This is a genomic window from Vibrio sagamiensis NBRC 104589, from assembly GCF_007990935.1.
GTDB classification, from domain to species: domain Bacteria; phylum Pseudomonadota; class Gammaproteobacteria; order Enterobacterales; family Vibrionaceae; genus Vibrio; species Vibrio sagamiensis.
Map to the genome: position 1 here is coordinate 1 of NZ_BJXJ01000036.1, position 17,112 is coordinate 17,112.

Below are 17,112 nucleotides of genomic sequence, written 5' to 3' on the forward strand. Positions count from 1 at the left end.
GAAATGTGCCGAAGGGGCATAAAACACGAAAATGCCCCAAAAAATACTCTACAAACTATAGCAATATACGATTTTCCTACTCAAATTAATCCGATTTCAGAGATAGGAGGCCATGCAATAGCTTCTTTACAAATATTTAACATTAAATCCAGTAATGAATCACGCGTCACCAAACTAGCTACCGCTATCGTGTTACATTACGTTCCGCTATTTTCTTTGATTCTAATATTGTGGCGTTTAGGAAATTATCCTTATTGGCTCAGAATTGTTCCCTTCTAAACAATTATTATTACAAAGTGAAATGGCTCTAATGTTGACGTCAGTTGTGAGATCTTAGTTTCAAAAAAGATAGCTAATAGTAAGGCAAGCTATTGTTCGCAATGTTTGCTCATTCTGATGTTTATCACAAAGATGGTTAACGGAGTGTATCTCTCTACATTAACTCTGAGATATGTACCTTTAATAAAGTACTCCTCTTACTCTGTGTAGAAGATACTGTTAAGAGTTTTAAGGACAAAATTATGCATCTCAAAGCAATGACTTTTCTAAGAATAATAATCAGGCTATTGATTTTTATGGCTTTTTCTATAGGTGCAGAAGAGCATAAAAAGTCTTCTTTAATGAAAGGGCAAGGATTGATTAGAGGCAGTGGTGTAGAGGTTACTTCACTTGATCCTCACAAGGCTCAAGGGATTTCGGATTTCTTAGTTATAAAAGATATTTTTGAAGGTCTCCTTAGTGTTGACCCCAATGGCAATGTTGTTCCTGGAGTAGCCAAGTCTTGGAAAAATCACGCAAATAAAAAATTTATTTTCTATTTGCGTGATGATTTGTATTGGTCCGACGGTCAATCTATTACAGCTCAGGATTTTGTATACAGTTTTCAAAGAGCGGTTGATCCTCAAACAGCAGCGCCTTATAGCTTCTTGTTTGAAACAGCTAAAATATTAAATGCAGCAGAAATTATTCAAGGGGAAAAGAGTAAAAAAGAGCTTGGTGTAAAAGCACTTGATAACCGAACTTTAGAAATTATATTGGAATATCCAGTACCCCACTTTACTAATATACTTTCTAATGTGATATTTTTCCCTGTTAAAGAAAGTTTGGTGAGACAACATGGCGATCGCTGGAGTAAACCTGAAAACTTCGTTGGTAACGGCCCGTTTGTTTTAGTAAATCGTGTATTTAACGAGCGTTTAGAATTATTGAAAAACCCTTATTACTGGGATTCTGAAAACTCATTACTCACTAAAGTAACTTATTTACCTATCGATGATCAAAATGCAGAACTCAACCGTTTTTTATCAGGAGAAATTCATGTTACAAGCAAGGTTCCATTAGAGGACTTTCAGCGTATGAAAACGCGATATCCTCACCTTATGAATATTACAGATAGATTATGTACTTATTATTATGGTTTTAATACAACTATCCCTCCTTTTGATGATAAACGGGTACGTAAAGCATTAGCTTATGCCATCGACCGAGACATTATTGTCAATAATATTTTAGGGCAAGGACAAAAAGAAGCTTATTCTTTTACTCCTACTTCCACCCAAGGTTTTGTTAACTCAACTCCAGAATACGCTTTAATTTCCAGAGAAAAGAGGTTAGTGCTTGCTCGTGATCTATTGGCTTCTGCGGGTTATAACCAGAGTTCTAGTCCACTGAGATTAAAGCTACTCTACAATACATCAGAAAATCACAAGAAAATCGCGATTGCTATACAGTCGATGTGGAAACAAAACCTAGGGGTTGATGTAAGTCTTGAAAATCAAGAGTGGAAAGTATACTTGGATTCCAGAAGGCAAGGGGACTTTGAAATAATGCGAGGGGGATGGTGTGCATTATACAATGAACCTTCGGCTTTTTTATCTATTTTAAATTCAAGTAATTCACTCAATCATGCAAGATATTCAAGTAAGAAATTTGACTCTTTGCTTAACCAAGCTCTCTTTACTACATCATCAAGTGTAAGAACTGATATCTACACTAAGGCAGAAAAACAGCTTTCAGAAGATATGCCGATTATACCAATCTTTCAAAGTGTTTCTTCTAGACTTATTTCTTCTAAGGTTATTGGATACCCCAATAACAGTGCTGGAGATGATGTCCCTTCAAAATTTTTATCTTTAAAATAATTTCAAAGTGGATTAACTTTTAGTGGTCAGAATAACTGACCACAATTTTGTGACTTTCACTAATATTGCCTTTCCGACTAATTAGGTGTGAGCCCATCATTATATATATGTGGCTTTATTAGGCTGTAATGTCTGTTCTGTAGCAAATAAGCCAGAGGTGTGACAGACCAAGCTTTTAGTTAGTGCAATATTCATAATATCGCTTGTTTAACCCATATGATTTGCAATACATCTATTTATGCATCGTTTGCTAATATTCCTGCTTTCTTAAATAGATTTTGTCCAAAAATTAGCTAGTTCATGTGATGGCTAACTCAGATGTGCATTATTAACCCTTAGGTATTTTACGAATATATAATTTCGTTAATTCTAACTATATGAAGTAGATACCACTTCTTTGACCTTTTTAATGATACTTTTAAGGTATATAAATGAAGGTTTAACGAGTTTTCTTTTATTTCTTATTGATGATGCGATAAAAAAGGCTAAAGGTATTATGTATAAAGTTGGCATTGTTTTATTTGATGATTTTACTGATGTAGATTTCTTTCTTATGTATGACTTGCTCGGTCGAACAACTGATAGCTGGGATGTGAGAATATTAGGCACAAAGGCAGAGCATAACTCGCAACTTGGAATTACAGTAAAGACTAATGGCCATATATCTGAGGTTAAAGATCAAGATGTTGTTTTGATTACTAGTGGTTATCGCGGAATTCCAGCTGTACTGCAAGACGAAAACTTCATGTCAGCTTTAAAGCTTAACCCCAAAAAACAATTGATAGGTTCTATATGTGCAGGGTCCTTTATCTTACACGAGCTTGGTTTACTGAATGATAAAAAATTAACAACGAATCCACACGCGAAAGCTACGCTGGAAAGTATGGGAGGAGATGTTCAAGATCTACCTCTCGTTATTGAAGGCAATATAGCTACAGCTGGAGGCTGTCTTTCATTAATGTACCTAGTCGGGTGGTTAGCAGAAAGGTTGTTTGATTCAAATAAACGTAAAAGCATACAAGATCAGTTAATTCCAGCTGGGCAATCTGAGCTATTTGAAGAACTTGTTTCCTCAACTATTCAGTCTGCTCAATCCACTAGTACATATAAATAGAACTACTATTAAATGACCGCCCACCGTGGCGGTCTTTTTGTACCCTAAAAGGCGTTTTATAAGGGAGGTATTCATACTTTTTCTAATATCAACCAATCCAATTAGAGCGACCTTTCTAAGAAGCTTTTGTCCATAAGTGTCCTGACGGGGTATAAAGAACGAAAATGCCCCAGTCGATGTAAACGAACAAAACTCACAGGCTGTAGGTTTCTACGAGCATATGGGCTTCAAAGTCGTTTCGCGCTAGCCACTTGATGATATGGGAAAACCTTTTCCAATTCTGCATATGACACTTTAAAGCTTGGTTTGTCGTAACCAAGTTTTTTAGAAGAAACGCCCAAAGCTAATAACTTTGAGCGTTTCCGTATACGCGAATGTTGTTCTGACTTGACTAACTTTTGTGACAAAACCCCATAATGGTAACCCACTATATTTGAACGAGAATTTTCGAGTGACTCGTTCTATAATGAGAACGACTTTGATAATTGATTGATGAATATTGAGGCTATGAACTCCCTAGCCAGACAAAACAGACTCACGTTACAATGAACTCAGTTCCACATTCTTCTCCAGCTTGATACGAATACAAGCACATCATCTCAGAGGAAACGTCGCATGATGAAGCGAATTATTCTGGGCACCTTAGCCCTTACTCTTTTAACAGCCTGTTCCAAAGACGATGCTAAACAAGCCCTCGGTACATTAGAGCGTGACCGCGTAACCTTTACTGCTACGTCGAGTGAGATAATACGAGCCCTTCCTATCAAAGAGGGTAGCCAAGTAAACGAAGGGGAAGTGCTTGTTCAGCTTGATACTAAAAACCAGGAAGCAGTTTTAGCTCATGCCATCGCCGAGCAAGCCAAAGCAGACGCGTATCTTTTGAAGTTGACCAATGGGGAGCGGCCAGAAGACATTGCAGCAGCCCAAGCTCGCGTTGCCAGATCACAGGCACAGTTAATTGAAGCGCAAAAAAGCTACCAACGTAAGGTCGAGCTTGTTCGTAAGAAGCTCGTTAGCCAATCTGAAAAAGACGCAGCTTTAGCTGCAAGAGACTCTGCACGAGCTGAGCTTGACTCATCACAAGAAGAGTTCAGTAAACTGACGGCGGGCTCCCGCCCTGAAGATATTGAACAAGCCAAAGCGGCACTCATGGCTGCAAAAGCCGATGTGGCTCTACAAGAACAAAAACTGGCAGAGTTAACCATCACCGCCACACGGGATGGTTTGCTCGACACTCTACCGTTTAATCTTGGTGAACGTGTGCCTGTAAATGGTATCGTTGCTGTAATTCAAGCGAGTCGTGTTCCTTACGCACGTGTTTATGTGCCAGCAAACTATCGAGTAGGTTTTGTGCCTGGTAGAACCGTTCAAGTCCATGTAGATGGTGTCGATAAAGCTTACTCCGGAACCGTTCGCTGGGTCGCTAGCGAGCCCTCATTTACGCCTTATTTTGCGCTTACCGAAGAAGAGCGTTCACGTCTGATGTATCTTGCAAAAGTCGACTTGCAAGACTCTGCGCAACACCTGCCTTCTGGTATTCCGGCACAAGTAGATTTGGTGGAGTAAGCCAATGATTGAATACGCAATTCAGGCTAAGAACGTAGTAAAAAAATTTGGTGACTTCACCGCTATCAACAACATCACACTTAATGTACCTAAAGGCAGTATTTATGGCTTTCTTGGCCCTAATGGCTGTGGTAAATCGACAACTATTCGGGTGCTAACCGGCTTGCTTAGTCCAAGTGAAGGTAATGTCGATGTGCTCGGATTAGCGATCCCAAAACAATCTGAGCTATTGCGTCTTAAGATTGGCTACATGACACAAAAGTTCTCACTTTATGACGACTTGACGGTTCAAGAGAATCTTGAGTTTATTGGACAAATCTTTGGGATGGAAACCAAAGCTCTCAAAGCTCGCATCGAAGCGCAACTATCAACTTATGGTCTCGACCAACTGCGTAAACAACGGGTCGGCGGCATGAGTGGCGGTCAGAAACAACGTTTGTCACTTGCCGCAGCCACCATGCACAAACCGGAACTGTTGTTCTTGGATGAACCAACTTCTGCAGTTGACCCAGAGAACCGGCGTGAATTCTGGGAACAACTGTTTGATCTTTCCGATCAAGGCACAACGATTTTGCTCACCACACACTACATGGACGAAGCAGAACGCTGTCATCGGCTAGCGATTATGGAAGCAGGAGAAATTCGTGCTGATGGTGAGCCCGAAGAACTCATGGCACAAATGGGCGTCAATATCGTCGAAGTTAAAGCGGATAACTTACGAAAACTAAAAGAGAAAGTTATTCAATACAAAGAGGTACGCTCCGCTACGCAGTTGGGCATTCGCCTGCGCATTTTAATCCACCAGCATATCGAACAACCGATTGAATGGCTAACCGGCCACTTTCCTGAGCTAACCGGCTGCGAGATGAACATTGCTCGTCCTAGCTTGGAAGATGTGTTCGTCAGCGTGACGGGGGAAGGTCGCCAATGATGAAATCGATTGCTCGGATGAAAGCGGTGATGATCAAAGAAATCCGCCAGCTTTCGCGTGACCGTATTACCTTTGGTATGGTCGTGATGATCCCTCTGATCCAGCTTCTGCTGTTCGGCTTTGCTATTAATACTGATATTCGCAATATTCCTGTAGGCATTGTCGATCAAAGTGGTAGTACCGCTGGACGCGTGATTACCGAATCAGTCAAAGTAACCCAAGTAGTCGAGGTGACAGAAACCTTCGCTACCGCAGAGCAAGCGCAACAAGCTATTCAAGATGGTATTGTGCGTGCCGCTCTGATTCTACCTAGCGACTTGACTCAACGTATGGTGCAAGGCCGAGAGCTTGGTCAGTGGATAGTGGATGGATCAGATACGATGATCAGTTCCGCGATTCTCTCACTGCAAACCATGCCGTTAACGGACTTTGATTTCGAGATACGCCCAGCCCCCGCCAAGACCTTTGAACTGGCACTGTATTACAATCCAAGTCGACGCTCGGCTGTGAACATTGTTCCCGGCTTATTAGGCGTAATTTTGACCATGACAATGATATTGTTCACCAGTGCGGCCATTGTTCGAGAGCGAGAGCGCGGCAATTTAGAGTTACTGATTACCACGCCAATTCACTCCATCGAACTTATGGTGGCAAAAATCATTCCCTACATTTTCGTCGGCTTGATCCAGGTCCTTATTATTCTTGGCTTGGGTCACTGGATATTTGGCGTGCCAATAAATGGTGCCATTAGCCAGATCCTGTTTGGTACTTTGCTGTTTATCGCTGCGAGTCTAACCCTAGGCTTGGTGATATCCACCATTGCGTCTACGCAATTGCAAGCAATGCAAATGACAGTGTTTATTCTTTTGCCATCGATCTTGTTGTCAGGATTTATGTTCCCTTATGAGGGAATGCCCGTTGCCGCACAATGGATATCGGAGGCGTTGCCCGCAACCCACTTTATGCGCATTATTCGCGGTGTGGTGCTACGTGGCGCAGATTTGATGGAACTGTGGCGAGACACGCTTTGGTTGCTCGGGTTCACCGTTATCGGTCTTTTTATCGCCTCACTTCGGTTCAAGAAGTCACTCGATTAACCAACCCATCAGAGCCCAGAATTAAAAACGCCTCCAAATTTGGAGGCGTTCTTGTTTAATCATTCAATGGTATCAGTGGGGTCAATAATACTCACCATAAGAGCAATCATGCAGATCTGAGATGAGTGGGTTAATTTTGAAATTAAAAGCCACCTGTTTATATACGTATCGGCTGGTTTTTGTTGACGCGCTCATTAAATCATCAATTTTTATTTGAGCGTGTCTTACTTTATCATAGCCGTCTAGCTTCGTTTCCAGTTCAAAAAACATGCCTTACAGACACAACGAATCCAGACGGGTTTTGTCGCAAACTTTTGGATACGTTTTTCGAAGTTTCGTCCAGAAAAGTTTATATAAAGATAACACTTAGGGTTTATTTATGAATATGCAGCAGTTTTCTAAAGAAGTAGGTTTGTCTTCTCATACTCTACGATATTATGAAAAGATAGGTTTACTAAAAAACATCCACAGAAACTCTAGTGGACATAGGCATTACAATGTTCAAGATGTTGCTTGGGTAATTTTTGTGAAACGCCTTAAAGAAACAGGAATGCGCCTAAATAAAATTCTAGAATACGCCAAGCTTTCTGATGGTGGTTCAGAAACTCTCCACGCTAGAGAAAGCATGCTATCAATGCATAGAGAGAGCCTTGTTGAACAAATAAGCTTACTAGAAAGTCATCTTAAGGCCTTAGATTATAAAATTAATTTATACAAAAACGGTAAAGTATGTTGACTTAGAGCTTACTCTAACTGTTACCGTTGTTTCTCATTATTGAGGAGAAACAATGTTGAATATAAAATCATCATATAGTGCAAAAGGTAATTTTTCATATATTTCCAGTCTCTATGATTTTAATAATAAACTTTATTTGATCACTGGTGGGACTAGTGGCATTGGTTTAGCTACTGCTGAAGAGATGATACAACTCGGTGCTCGCGTCATTATCACTGGGCGTAATAGTAAAAAGCTGAGTGAGCTATCAAATAAACATGGCTCCCGTATTATTCCTGTAAATATTGACTCTTCAAGCCCTGAATCTGGTAATGAGCTTGCAGAGGTTGTTCGGAAAAACGGTATGCTTGATGGCTTATGGCTGAATGCGGCCATTGCACAGTTAGATAGCTTGAAAGACGTTACTGCGCAAAAATACAGCCAAATCATGGATGTCAATACAAGAGGTCCAATACTCCAGCTAGCCGCATTAAGCGAATACCTCAAGGAAAAATCATCTGTCATCGTTACCAGTTCAAGCTCTGTTTATGAGGGAGCAAAGCTGACTTCGTTATATGCTGCTTCAAAAGGTGCTCTTAGTGCTGCAGTTCGAGTGTGGAGTAACGAGCTAGCATGCAAGGGGATTAGAGTGAATAGTTTGGTTCTTGGCCCTGTTTCGACTAATTTCAGACGATTCTTATCCAGTGAGAAACAGACTGAATTTGAGAATAGTGTTGTTGGTAAATTACCCCTTGGTAGAGCAGCTTCTGCTCCTGAAATAGCTAACGTAGCCATTTTTCTTTTTTCACCTGCATCTTCATATATAACAGGTAGCGAAATTCCAGTTGATGGGGGATTAATCAAGAGATAAGCGATTATCAAGCTTAACTAAAATGGTCTACGAAATTCGTATTACCTTATTTGTTGTTATTGTGGCTTTGTTAAACTAGCAAAGTCAATAACTTAGTTTTGTCCAAAACCTGCGTATTATCATTTACACATGTTTGAGATCAGAGCAAAAATATAATGGCTTGTTTAATCTACAATGAGCTCGCATCAGACAATGTAGGAGGCAGAGACTGACTACCTCCTAACTTAAACGTTTTAATTGCTAAATATAGGCCAGTTGTTAGGGTCAAATGTGTTGTTATAGCCGGCAAAGCTATCGTGATTAGTCACCTTGCTTGAGAAGCTTGTTGAATGTTCTTTCTTCCTACATAACGCTAGGATCTGTGACAACTTCTTTTACTTTTTAGGGAACCCGTTACTTACAAGCAGATTTTTATACTGCGTAATTTCTTTTATCGAATAAGTATTGAGCTTCTGATTTCTAATAATCTCATTAATATTTTTATCAAGTTCTTCACATGCCAATTTAATTATTTCTGCTCTTTCTTCAAAGGTGCCGTATCCTTTTCCATTGCAGAAATTAGGTAAGTATAAAGTGGCCCTGAATCAATTAATGAGATTAAATCTGCCAATTTGAAAGGGGTTAAGGCTAATATTCAAATTGACAGGTAATGCCGCTTGGGGATATGGAATTAAAATAGGTTTTTATCGCGAACCAATTCGCGAGGTAGGCCGTTCTTAATTCGATTACTTACCCATTTACCTAAGCCGATAATAGCGCCGTCATATTTAACCAAGACTTCGCCTTTTGTGACCTGCTTTTCTGCCAAATGGCTTGGCCTAATATCTCGACCCATAAACCATTCGCGTGCTTCCACTGTATTTAATTCCACAATGTATTGTTCTGTACCATTGGCCAGAGCCGTTGCTACTTGATGTTGCCAGCGATAACCGTTCTTATGCGTTTCTGCAATTTTGATCCCCATTCTAGAAAAGCGCAGCTCACCAAGCATAGGCTCTAGTGCTTGTGGAAACAGCCACACATCTTTATCGCGAAGCCATAATGTTGCGTCATTTGGAAGGCCAATGCCCAATGTGTCTTTGAGCTGATTGGCAATGTCAGAAGATACTTTTTTTGAAGCCTTTTCAAATGGGAATTTACCCATACGTTTTTTGACAATTGGTGTTTCTACGGGAGCGATTTTACGAATTCGAGCAACAAAGAAGCCTTCACAATCGTAGACTTGAGGGAAAATATGTAAAAAACCGTCTTCGGTTAGGGCTTGTTCAGCCTTAGGGAATAAACCAGCAAGGCTTTCAAATTTCACTGCGTCACCAAACGTCTCTTTTAAGTGGTGGCACACTTGTTGGTTTTCTTCGGTGCTTAAAGTACAGGTAGAGTAGACCATTACACCACTGGTTTTGAGAGAGCAGAACGCACTTTCAATCAACTCTTTTTGCGTATTGGCGATATCAAGGACAGATTGTTGAGACCAGTTTTTCATGGCATCAGCATCTTTACGTAATGTTCCTTCACCAGAGCATGGAGCATCCAATAACACGGCGTCAAATTGCTCGGGAAGCCATCCACCAAAGACACGACCATCGAAATTACTCAGGGCTGTATTGCGAACGCCACATCGCTCAATATTGGCGTGCAAAACTTTAACTCGACTAGCGGCATACTCGTTGGCCACCAAGATGCCTTGATTGTCCATGAGTGCAGCGATTTGTGTTGTTTTTGAGCCTGGTGCGGCAGCAGTATCTAATACGCTATGATATTGCTCTTCGTGCATGAAAAGAGCTGAGACAGGCATCATGGAGCTGGCTTCTTGGATGTAAAATAACCCTGACATATGCTCGGCAGTATTGCCAAGTGGGACGTTTGATTCATCCGCATCAATCCAGAAACCAGTATCACACCATGGGACAGGTGTAAGCTTCCAACCTTTTAACTCTGCACGTTCGAGAAATGATTCCACGCTGATCTTCAAGGTGTTCACTCGGATACTTTTACGCAGTGGTTTTTGACAAGATGTGATAAATTCTTCCATGTTGAGATGTTTGGGAAGAATCGTCTGAATTTTTTCTAGAAAAGCTTCAGGGATAAATACGTTAGAATGCAAAGTCAGTTCTCGATTACAGAATTTAAAGCAAATAATATACGAAATCACCAAAGAAACGAATACTGATAGCTGGAAACGAACTAAAAAGAGCAGCATAAGCTACTCTTTTGATGATTTTTGACGTTAGTTTGGGCGACTAAGGCTTAGGTATCGGTGTTTGCCAATTTGTCCAATCTTCCTCAGCTTGAGGGTTGAGATAAAATGTTTTCCCAGCTTCTGCAATCGGTTTAAGGTTTGATTGCTCAGGGGTAGCGAACGCGATGCCACCTCTAACTAAACTTTCAACCGTTCCAGAACGGATACTTGCGCCTGAGAGACCAAAAGAAACATCAACGCCAGAAACATTCCAAAAGACACTGTTTTGACGCACTAAATAGGCGTATTGAGGCAAAACTTCAATTTGAATCATAACTCGGTCAGCAAACTCACCGAGCTGAATATTTGTGACTGTCCCAACATCCATTTGTCGGTAGAGTATTGGTGTACCTACTTGAACAGAACCGCGTTGTTCGCTCTGTAAAATAAAGCCTATGCCTTGTTGTGATTGGTCAGTGTTTGCTAAGTCAAATTGGAACTTGCTGTTACCATTTCCTGGCTTAACGCTGATCGATTTAGAGACAAGCGCATCGAGGTTTTTGACTCCGCTAAGTCCAATTTGTGGTGAAGTGAGCCAAAAATGTGACCCTGTCACGGCAATATCGTCAACATATTGAGGGTAGAGGTGTGCTTGTACTTCCATCGACTCTTGTTTGAAGTCTGGTGATACAGAGGTGACTTCTCCAACTTTAATTCCTTGATATTGAATAGGGGTCCCTTCGCTCACTTCTTGGGTGCCATTTGTCAATAATGTAATGGTTTTACCAAATTGTCTGGCTTCACTTTGGTTGTTATAAAGTTTCCAGCGATGAGCGATTTTGTTTTCAACACCTTCTATAGTATCAAACGCAATACCACCCTGAATAAGAGTCCTTATTGGATCGGCTTTTACGCGAATGCCTGCCATTGATGCGTCGATTTCAACGCCTGAACGATTCCAAAAAACGGTTTGCTTGTCAACTAAGTAGGCATAACGGTTCTCTATTGTCACTTTTACAATTACCCCATCGTTAACCAAGCTAAAATCAGACACACTGCCTACAGGCAAGTTGCGGTAGAGGAGCGGGCTGCCCTTGGAAATCGAGGGGAGCTCTTTAGTGAATAATGTCAGAGTCTTAGAGCCAGTCTGATTATATTGGGCAAGCTCTGCTAATGAGGCACTTTGAAATAGTTGATATTCATTTTTTATAGTATTTTTGCCTTGACTGACAAAACTAATTGAACCTGTTAATAGCTGTTTGGCTGGAGGTACCGTAATACTTAACCCTGACTCAGTGAGCTCAGCAGAAGCACTACCAGTCACATAAAATCGGTTATTTGATTTAAGTAGATGTTTGTATTCATGATCAACTAATACATCCATGAAAACTTCATTGCTGCTTTGCGTTTGCTTAGTGGTACCTTGCAGTCCAACTTTAATAACAGAGCCAACCACAACTCCTTTATAAAGCAGGTTTGCTCCGCTATCCAAACCAAATGAGTTATTAGAAACTAAACGAATTGGAATAGACTTTTCTTGCTGTTGGTTAAAGACACTTTTGCGAATAGCAGTGAATTGACGAGCTCTTTCTCCTTTATTGGGGACAATAGTTAAAAAGTTACCACGTACTAAGTTGCTAATGTTTTCAACGCCAGATAATGATAATTTTGCCTCTTCAAGTACGAAACGGGTATTGGTAGTTAACATATCACTAAAGGCCGGTTGGACGGCTGCTGAAGCTAAGATGACTTTATTACCTTCTGAAAGCTTTAAATCTGTGATTTGACCAACTTCGATGCCCCGATACATTATTGGGGCACCCTTACTGCTTATATTATTGTCATCTGGGAGTGCGATTTTGATTGCAATACCACGGCCAGCCGTTTTTAAATCTTTGTATAAATGAAATTCACTATTTTCCTTGACAGGTTCTCCATCATCAGGTGAATCTACAGCGATCGCTCCGCTTAATAGGGCGTTCATACTTTCTAACTTGACATCAATCCCGTTAAATCCAATATTCGCTCCTAAACCGCTGACGTTCCAAAATCGGCTACGGTCGTTAATAATATGGCGATATTGTTCTTCAATATTGGCTTGGATTGTTACTGACTTGGCATCTTTGTCTAATCGGTAATTGTAGATCTCGCCGATAGGTATCTTTTTATAAACAATCTGAGAGCCAATTGATATTCCTCCCAGGTCTTGGCTTTTAAGCTGAATATTTAACCCTTGATTTACTTTTAAGTCTCTTGGAGCAGAATCAAGTGCGTGAAACGTAGTTTTAAACTCTTTGCTATCACCGGGTTGTATCGCAATGTAGTTACCGGAGACTAAGGCATCTAAACCAGAAACACCACTCAAACTAGCGGTAGGTTTGACAAGCCAAAATCGAGTTTTATCGTTGAGTAATTTGGTTGCATCTGGATAAATATCTGCATCAACATAGATGTTACTATGGTCCTGAGACAAGCTAATATTACGCACCATACCTACTTCCAAGCCTTGGTAACGAATCGTCGTACGTCCCGGGATTAACCCTGCAGCTTCAGAAAAGTAAATTTGTACGCTTTGGCCTGCATCGTGTACGGATTTGAACACTAACCAACCTGCAAGAATCATGGTTAATACAGGTAAAAGCCATAGCGGAGAAATGCCTTTGCTTTTTTTTATCTCAGGCGGATATGATGCTTGAGAACCATTTTTATTACTCATTAATTTGCTCTTTGATAGATGTGTGTTTTTGTGTTTTCCAGATATACCTTGGGTCAAGGCTGTCCGCAGCAAGCATAGTAAATACAATTACTGCACCAAAAGCGACTGCACCATACCCTGGGGTAAAGTCGAGAATTTGTCCTCGATCAATTAAGGTCATCATGATTGAAATAACAAATAAATCCATAACTGACCATTTTCCGATCCACTTAACTACGAAATATACCATCATCTGCTGTTTTCTGTGTTTGATTTGTTTAAATTGAATACACAACAAGATGTAAGACAGCCCTATAAGCTTTACTACTGGAACAACAATACTTGCAATGAAGATGATAACGGCAATGCCATACATGCCGTTTTGTACCAATTCCATAACGCCAGAATAGATAGTATCCTCAATGCGCTGACCGTTTGTGGTTAAAATTGAAATCGGAATGAAGTTAGCGGGGAAGATGACGATGGTAGCAGCGACTAAATAAGCCCATGTCCTCTGAATGGAGTCAAGTTTGAGATGGTATAATTGGTGGTGGCAGCGTTGACAGTGGTTCTGTTTAGGCTGGGAAAGGTGACATTCATGACAATCAATGTCTATATGCTCAAACTTGTAGCTCACTTCAGGTTGCCAAGCTTCCCAATAACGACGCACACAGATGCGTGATAATAGCATAACCGTGAAAACCTGTAGCAGTATCAAACCGATAAGGCCTGGGCCAACATAAATATCAGACAGCTCTTGTAATTTAAAACACGAAATGGCAATGCTGACTAAGAAAACATCTAACATTACCCAGTGTTTTAAATTTTGGATTAACCAAAGTGACGTTTGTAGAGTTTTAAACCAACGCTGTTGTATAGACCAGTGGGCAAGCAAAACAGAACTACAAACAATGAGGGGGGCTAGGGTACTACAAAAAAAGATCAACAATGGCAGTAATATAAATCCATCTTGAAAAAGATCAAGAATACCGGAAGGCAAACTAGCAGAAATCATCACCCCAAAAAGACGGATACTGATGAAATTATAAAAATAAGACGGAATAAATAACAATAGGCAAGTCAGGGCAATTGCTGTATTCCCTGACAGGGTAGGGTTTCCTCCTCGGTACAGCTGGGTACCGCACCGAGGACAATGAGCTCTTTTTCCATTGTTTAGTGGAATCACATCGACAGGCAATTCACAACCTTGACAAAGCCTAGAACGTTGAACTTGACTAACATTGTTTTTCAGCTGTGTCACGTTAACCTCTTAGGACAACGCTTAAGTTAACCAGTAAGAACTGCTGATGTGTAAGAGCTCTACGCATGGGATTGTAATCCACCATATAATGTTTGATATAAACCTTCTTGTTTGACCAGTTCAACATGAGTTCCGGTTTGTGTAACTTTACCATCTTTTAGTACATAAATAAGGTCCGCTTGTTTAACCGCTGACAGGCGGTGTGCTACGATAAGTGTGGTTTTACCTCGTAAAAATTCATTAAGTGCTTTATGCAAGGCAGCTTCCGTTGCAGTATCTAAAGCAGATGTTGCTTCATCAAGAATGACAAACTGTGGGTTGCTTAGAATCATACGTGCAATAGCCAGACGTTGACGCTGTCCACCAGATAGTCTGATGCCATTACGGCCAATTTCAGTATCTAGACCATGGTTCAATTGAGAAATAACATCTTGAAGTTGCGCGACTTCAAGAGCTTGCCACAATGCGCTTTCATCAAAATGTCCACCAAGCGTGAGATTATGCCTCAATGTATCGTTAAATAATATAGGTTGTTGTAATACAACGGCAATTTTATCACGTATTAATTCGAAGCTGATGTCCTGAGTTCGTTCGTTATTATATAAAATATCGCCAGAATCTTGTTGATACACTCCGATTAATAACTGTATTAATGTGGATTTACCGCCTCCACTTGCACCAACAAGGGCGACTTTTTTTCCTGCAGGGATATGTAACGACAGGTTGTTAAGGATATTTTTTTCCCCATCATACGAGAAGTTAACGTTCTCAATTTTGACATCGACTTCTTGACCAGCGACAAATGGATCAACTTTAGATTCAGGTCTGTGTTCTTCTTCTAGTGTCAATAATTGATTTATACGGTGAAGCGCTGCTTTGGCGCTGTACCAGGAAAATTGAATTCCCAACAGCTCTTGGACAGGGGATAGCATAAACCAAAGATAGCCGAATACAGCAAAAATTTGCCCAATAGTAAGGTCACTAAAGAGCACCATTAACATGGCAACGGCTCGAAAAAGTTCAAAACCGATTAAAAAGAGCAAGAAGGAGACACGCCCTGCAGCTTCTGATTGCCAAGCGTATTTGTCAGCATCAAGCCGGACTTGATTAGCACTATCTTTTAGCTGTTGTAAAAAGATTCTTTCTTTATTTGCAGCCCGAAGTTGATAGATACCATCAAGAGTCTCGATTAAGCGGTTTTGAAAAACTTCAAAAGCATGATTTTCTTTACGTTTAAGGTGCTTAACCGTACCTCCTAATTTACGAGAAAAGTAAACCACAATTGGATTAACAAGCAATATAAATAGCCCGAGGCGCCAGTCAAGCCAAAGCAATACGATAGCCGTGCCTAATACCGTTAATAGACTGATAATGAATTTTGCGAGTGTAGAGCCGATAAATTGATCGATAGTTTCAATGTCAGTTATCAAGTGGGCATTGATACCACCACTGCCTTTCGTTTCGTATTGACGGATACTGATTCTGCCGAGCTTATCGATCATCTTGCTACGCATTTCAAATGTTATGGTCTTTGAAATTTGAGTAAATTGGCGACTTTGCAAAATACTAAACGCTTGACTCATCGCTCTCATAAGGATAACGAGGAATAGTGTAAACGAAATATATCCAGTTGGTGTTTGCCATGCTTGCGGCAAAACTGCATCCATTATGGCCAAGCCTGAAGCTGGGGTATCAAGAAGTACTTCATCAACCATCAATGGCATCATCAAAGGAATAGGAACGCTGATTAAAGTAGCGATAACAGCGATCAAATTAGCAATGATGAGCTTCGATTTGTATTTTTTTGCTTGTGCTAGAAGCCAAGAACGGCTTATCGTGTTGTATTGATTATTCATTTAATTACGAATGGTTCCTATTAAGCTTTTTCGTATTTTAACGAGATAATCTAAGAATAGATAGACAATCCCAAAAAATCGGAAATGTTGTCTTACACAAGGCAATAAAAAATGGAAATTACTATGAATATAGAACAGTATCAGAGGCTCACTAAGCAAGCACTACTCTTAATAGAATCAGAGTCTGATTTTATCGCTAACTTAGCCAATCTAAGCTCTCTGTTGTTTCTTGAATTGGAATCGTTGAACTGGGTGGGATTTTATTTAAAAAAGGATAATGAACTCGTTCTTGGGCCTTTTCAAGGTAAACCTGCATGCGTTCGTATACCTATCGGTAAAGGTGTGTGTGGTGTAGCCGCAGAAACAGAAGCCATTCAAAGAGTGCATAATGTTCATCAATTTGAAGGTCATATCGCTTGTGATGTTGCAAGCCAATCGGAAATCGTTATTCCGTTTTACATTGGCGGAAAATTAGCCGGAGTGCTCGATATTGACAGCCCAGATATTGGTCGATTTAATGAAATCGATGAGCAAGGCCTGGCATTTTTTATTACTGAAGTAGAAAAGCTGCTTAATTCGCACGCTAATGAAGCATAAATTCGCCATCGAGTGTGGTTTTTCTTTATCATGTCACTATAATACGAGAATATTTTTTCTTAATGCTTCGCGGATACCCGCTCAAATCA

General features: G+C 40.4%; 13 protein-coding genes and 1 pseudogene. 10 read left to right on the top strand and 4 right to left on the bottom strand.

Annotated elements, in window-relative coordinates; genetic code table 11:
* The 9 genes and pseudogenes from VSA01S_RS20210 to VSA01S_RS15400 all read left to right on the top strand — a co-directional run.
* Nucleotides 1-279: hypothetical protein (locus VSA01S_RS20210; RefSeq protein WP_222593935.1), on the top strand; the 279-nt coding region annotated here is incomplete at its 5' end.
* Between the two features lie 242 nt (nucleotides 280-521).
* Nucleotides 522-2,141, top strand: coding sequence for a peptide ABC transporter substrate-binding protein (locus VSA01S_RS15360; protein ID WP_039982688.1), 1,620 nt, complete (start codon nucleotides 522-524; stop codon nucleotides 2,139-2,141).
* Between the two features lie 496 nt (nucleotides 2,142-2,637).
* Nucleotides 2,638-3,255: a DJ-1/PfpI family protein gene (locus VSA01S_RS15365; RefSeq protein WP_039982698.1), complete on the top strand. Its 618-nt coding sequence runs from the start codon at nucleotides 2,638-2,640 to the stop codon at nucleotides 3,253-3,255.
* Between the two features lie 172 nt (nucleotides 3,256-3,427).
* A pseudogene (locus tag VSA01S_RS15370) lies at nucleotides 3,428-3,502 on the top strand (GNAT family N-acetyltransferase); the annotation flags it as partial.
* A 368-nt stretch (nucleotides 3,503-3,870) separates the two neighbouring features.
* A complete protein-coding gene (locus VSA01S_RS15375) occupies nucleotides 3,871-4,821 on the top strand; it encodes an HlyD family secretion protein (protein WP_371860807.1) in 951 nt (316 codons plus the stop codon).
* A gap of 4 nt (nucleotides 4,822-4,825) precedes the next feature.
* A complete protein-coding gene (locus VSA01S_RS15380; protein WP_039982687.1) occupies nucleotides 4,826-5,752 on the top strand; it encodes an ABC transporter ATP-binding protein in 927 nt (308 codons plus the stop codon).
* Nucleotides 5,752-6,849 carry an ABC transporter permease gene (locus VSA01S_RS15385; protein ID WP_174302259.1) on the top strand — a complete coding sequence of 366 codons (1,098 nt, stop codon included), beginning with the start codon at nucleotides 5,752-5,754 and terminating at the stop codon, nucleotides 6,847-6,849. The genes VSA01S_RS15380 and VSA01S_RS15385 overlap by 1 nt, the downstream gene beginning before the upstream one ends.
* 379 nt (nucleotides 6,850-7,228) lie before the next feature.
* Nucleotides 7,229-7,585, top strand: a complete 357-nt coding sequence (locus tag VSA01S_RS15395) for a MerR family transcriptional regulator (RefSeq protein ID WP_039982684.1) — start codon at nucleotides 7,229-7,231, stop codon at nucleotides 7,583-7,585.
* 52 nt (nucleotides 7,586-7,637) lie between these two features.
* Nucleotides 7,638-8,435, top strand: coding sequence for an SDR family NAD(P)-dependent oxidoreductase (locus VSA01S_RS15400; RefSeq protein WP_083932305.1), 798 nt, complete (start codon nucleotides 7,638-7,640; stop codon nucleotides 8,433-8,435).
* A gap of 670 nt (nucleotides 8,436-9,105) precedes the next feature.
* On the opposite strand, the gene rsmF is transcribed toward VSA01S_RS15400, so the two are convergent.
* From rsmF to VSA01S_RS15420, 4 genes are all read right to left on the bottom strand, one after another.
* A complete protein-coding gene (gene rsmF / locus VSA01S_RS15405; RefSeq protein ID WP_039982693.1) occupies nucleotides 9,106-10,539 on the bottom strand; it encodes a 16S rRNA (cytosine(1407)-C(5))-methyltransferase RsmF in 1,434 nt (477 codons plus the stop codon).
* 136 nt (nucleotides 10,540-10,675) lie between these two features.
* Nucleotides 10,676-13,330 carry an MlaD family protein gene (locus VSA01S_RS15410; protein ID WP_039982683.1) on the bottom strand — a complete coding sequence of 885 codons (2,655 nt, stop codon included), beginning with the start codon at nucleotides 13,328-13,330 and terminating at the stop codon, nucleotides 10,676-10,678.
* Complete coding sequence (locus VSA01S_RS15415; RefSeq protein ID WP_050567421.1) at nucleotides 13,323-14,570, bottom strand: paraquat-inducible protein A; 1,248 nt, start codon at nucleotides 14,568-14,570, stop codon at nucleotides 13,323-13,325. The genes VSA01S_RS15410 and VSA01S_RS15415 overlap by 8 nt, the downstream gene beginning before the upstream one ends.
* Nucleotides 14,571-14,629: 59 nt before the next feature.
* Nucleotides 14,630-16,426: an ABC transporter ATP-binding protein gene (locus VSA01S_RS15420; protein ID WP_039982682.1), complete on the bottom strand. Its 1,797-nt coding sequence runs from the start codon at nucleotides 16,424-16,426 to the stop codon at nucleotides 14,630-14,632.
* 123 nt (nucleotides 16,427-16,549) lie between these two features.
* On the opposite strand from VSA01S_RS15420, the gene msrC reads away from it, so the two are divergent.
* On the top strand, nucleotides 16,550-17,023 hold the full coding sequence (msrC, locus tag VSA01S_RS15425; protein WP_039982680.1) for a free L-methionine (R)-S-oxide reductase MsrC: 474 nt from the start codon (nucleotides 16,550-16,552) through the stop codon (nucleotides 17,021-17,023).
* Nucleotides 17,024-17,112: the final 89 nt, after the last annotated feature.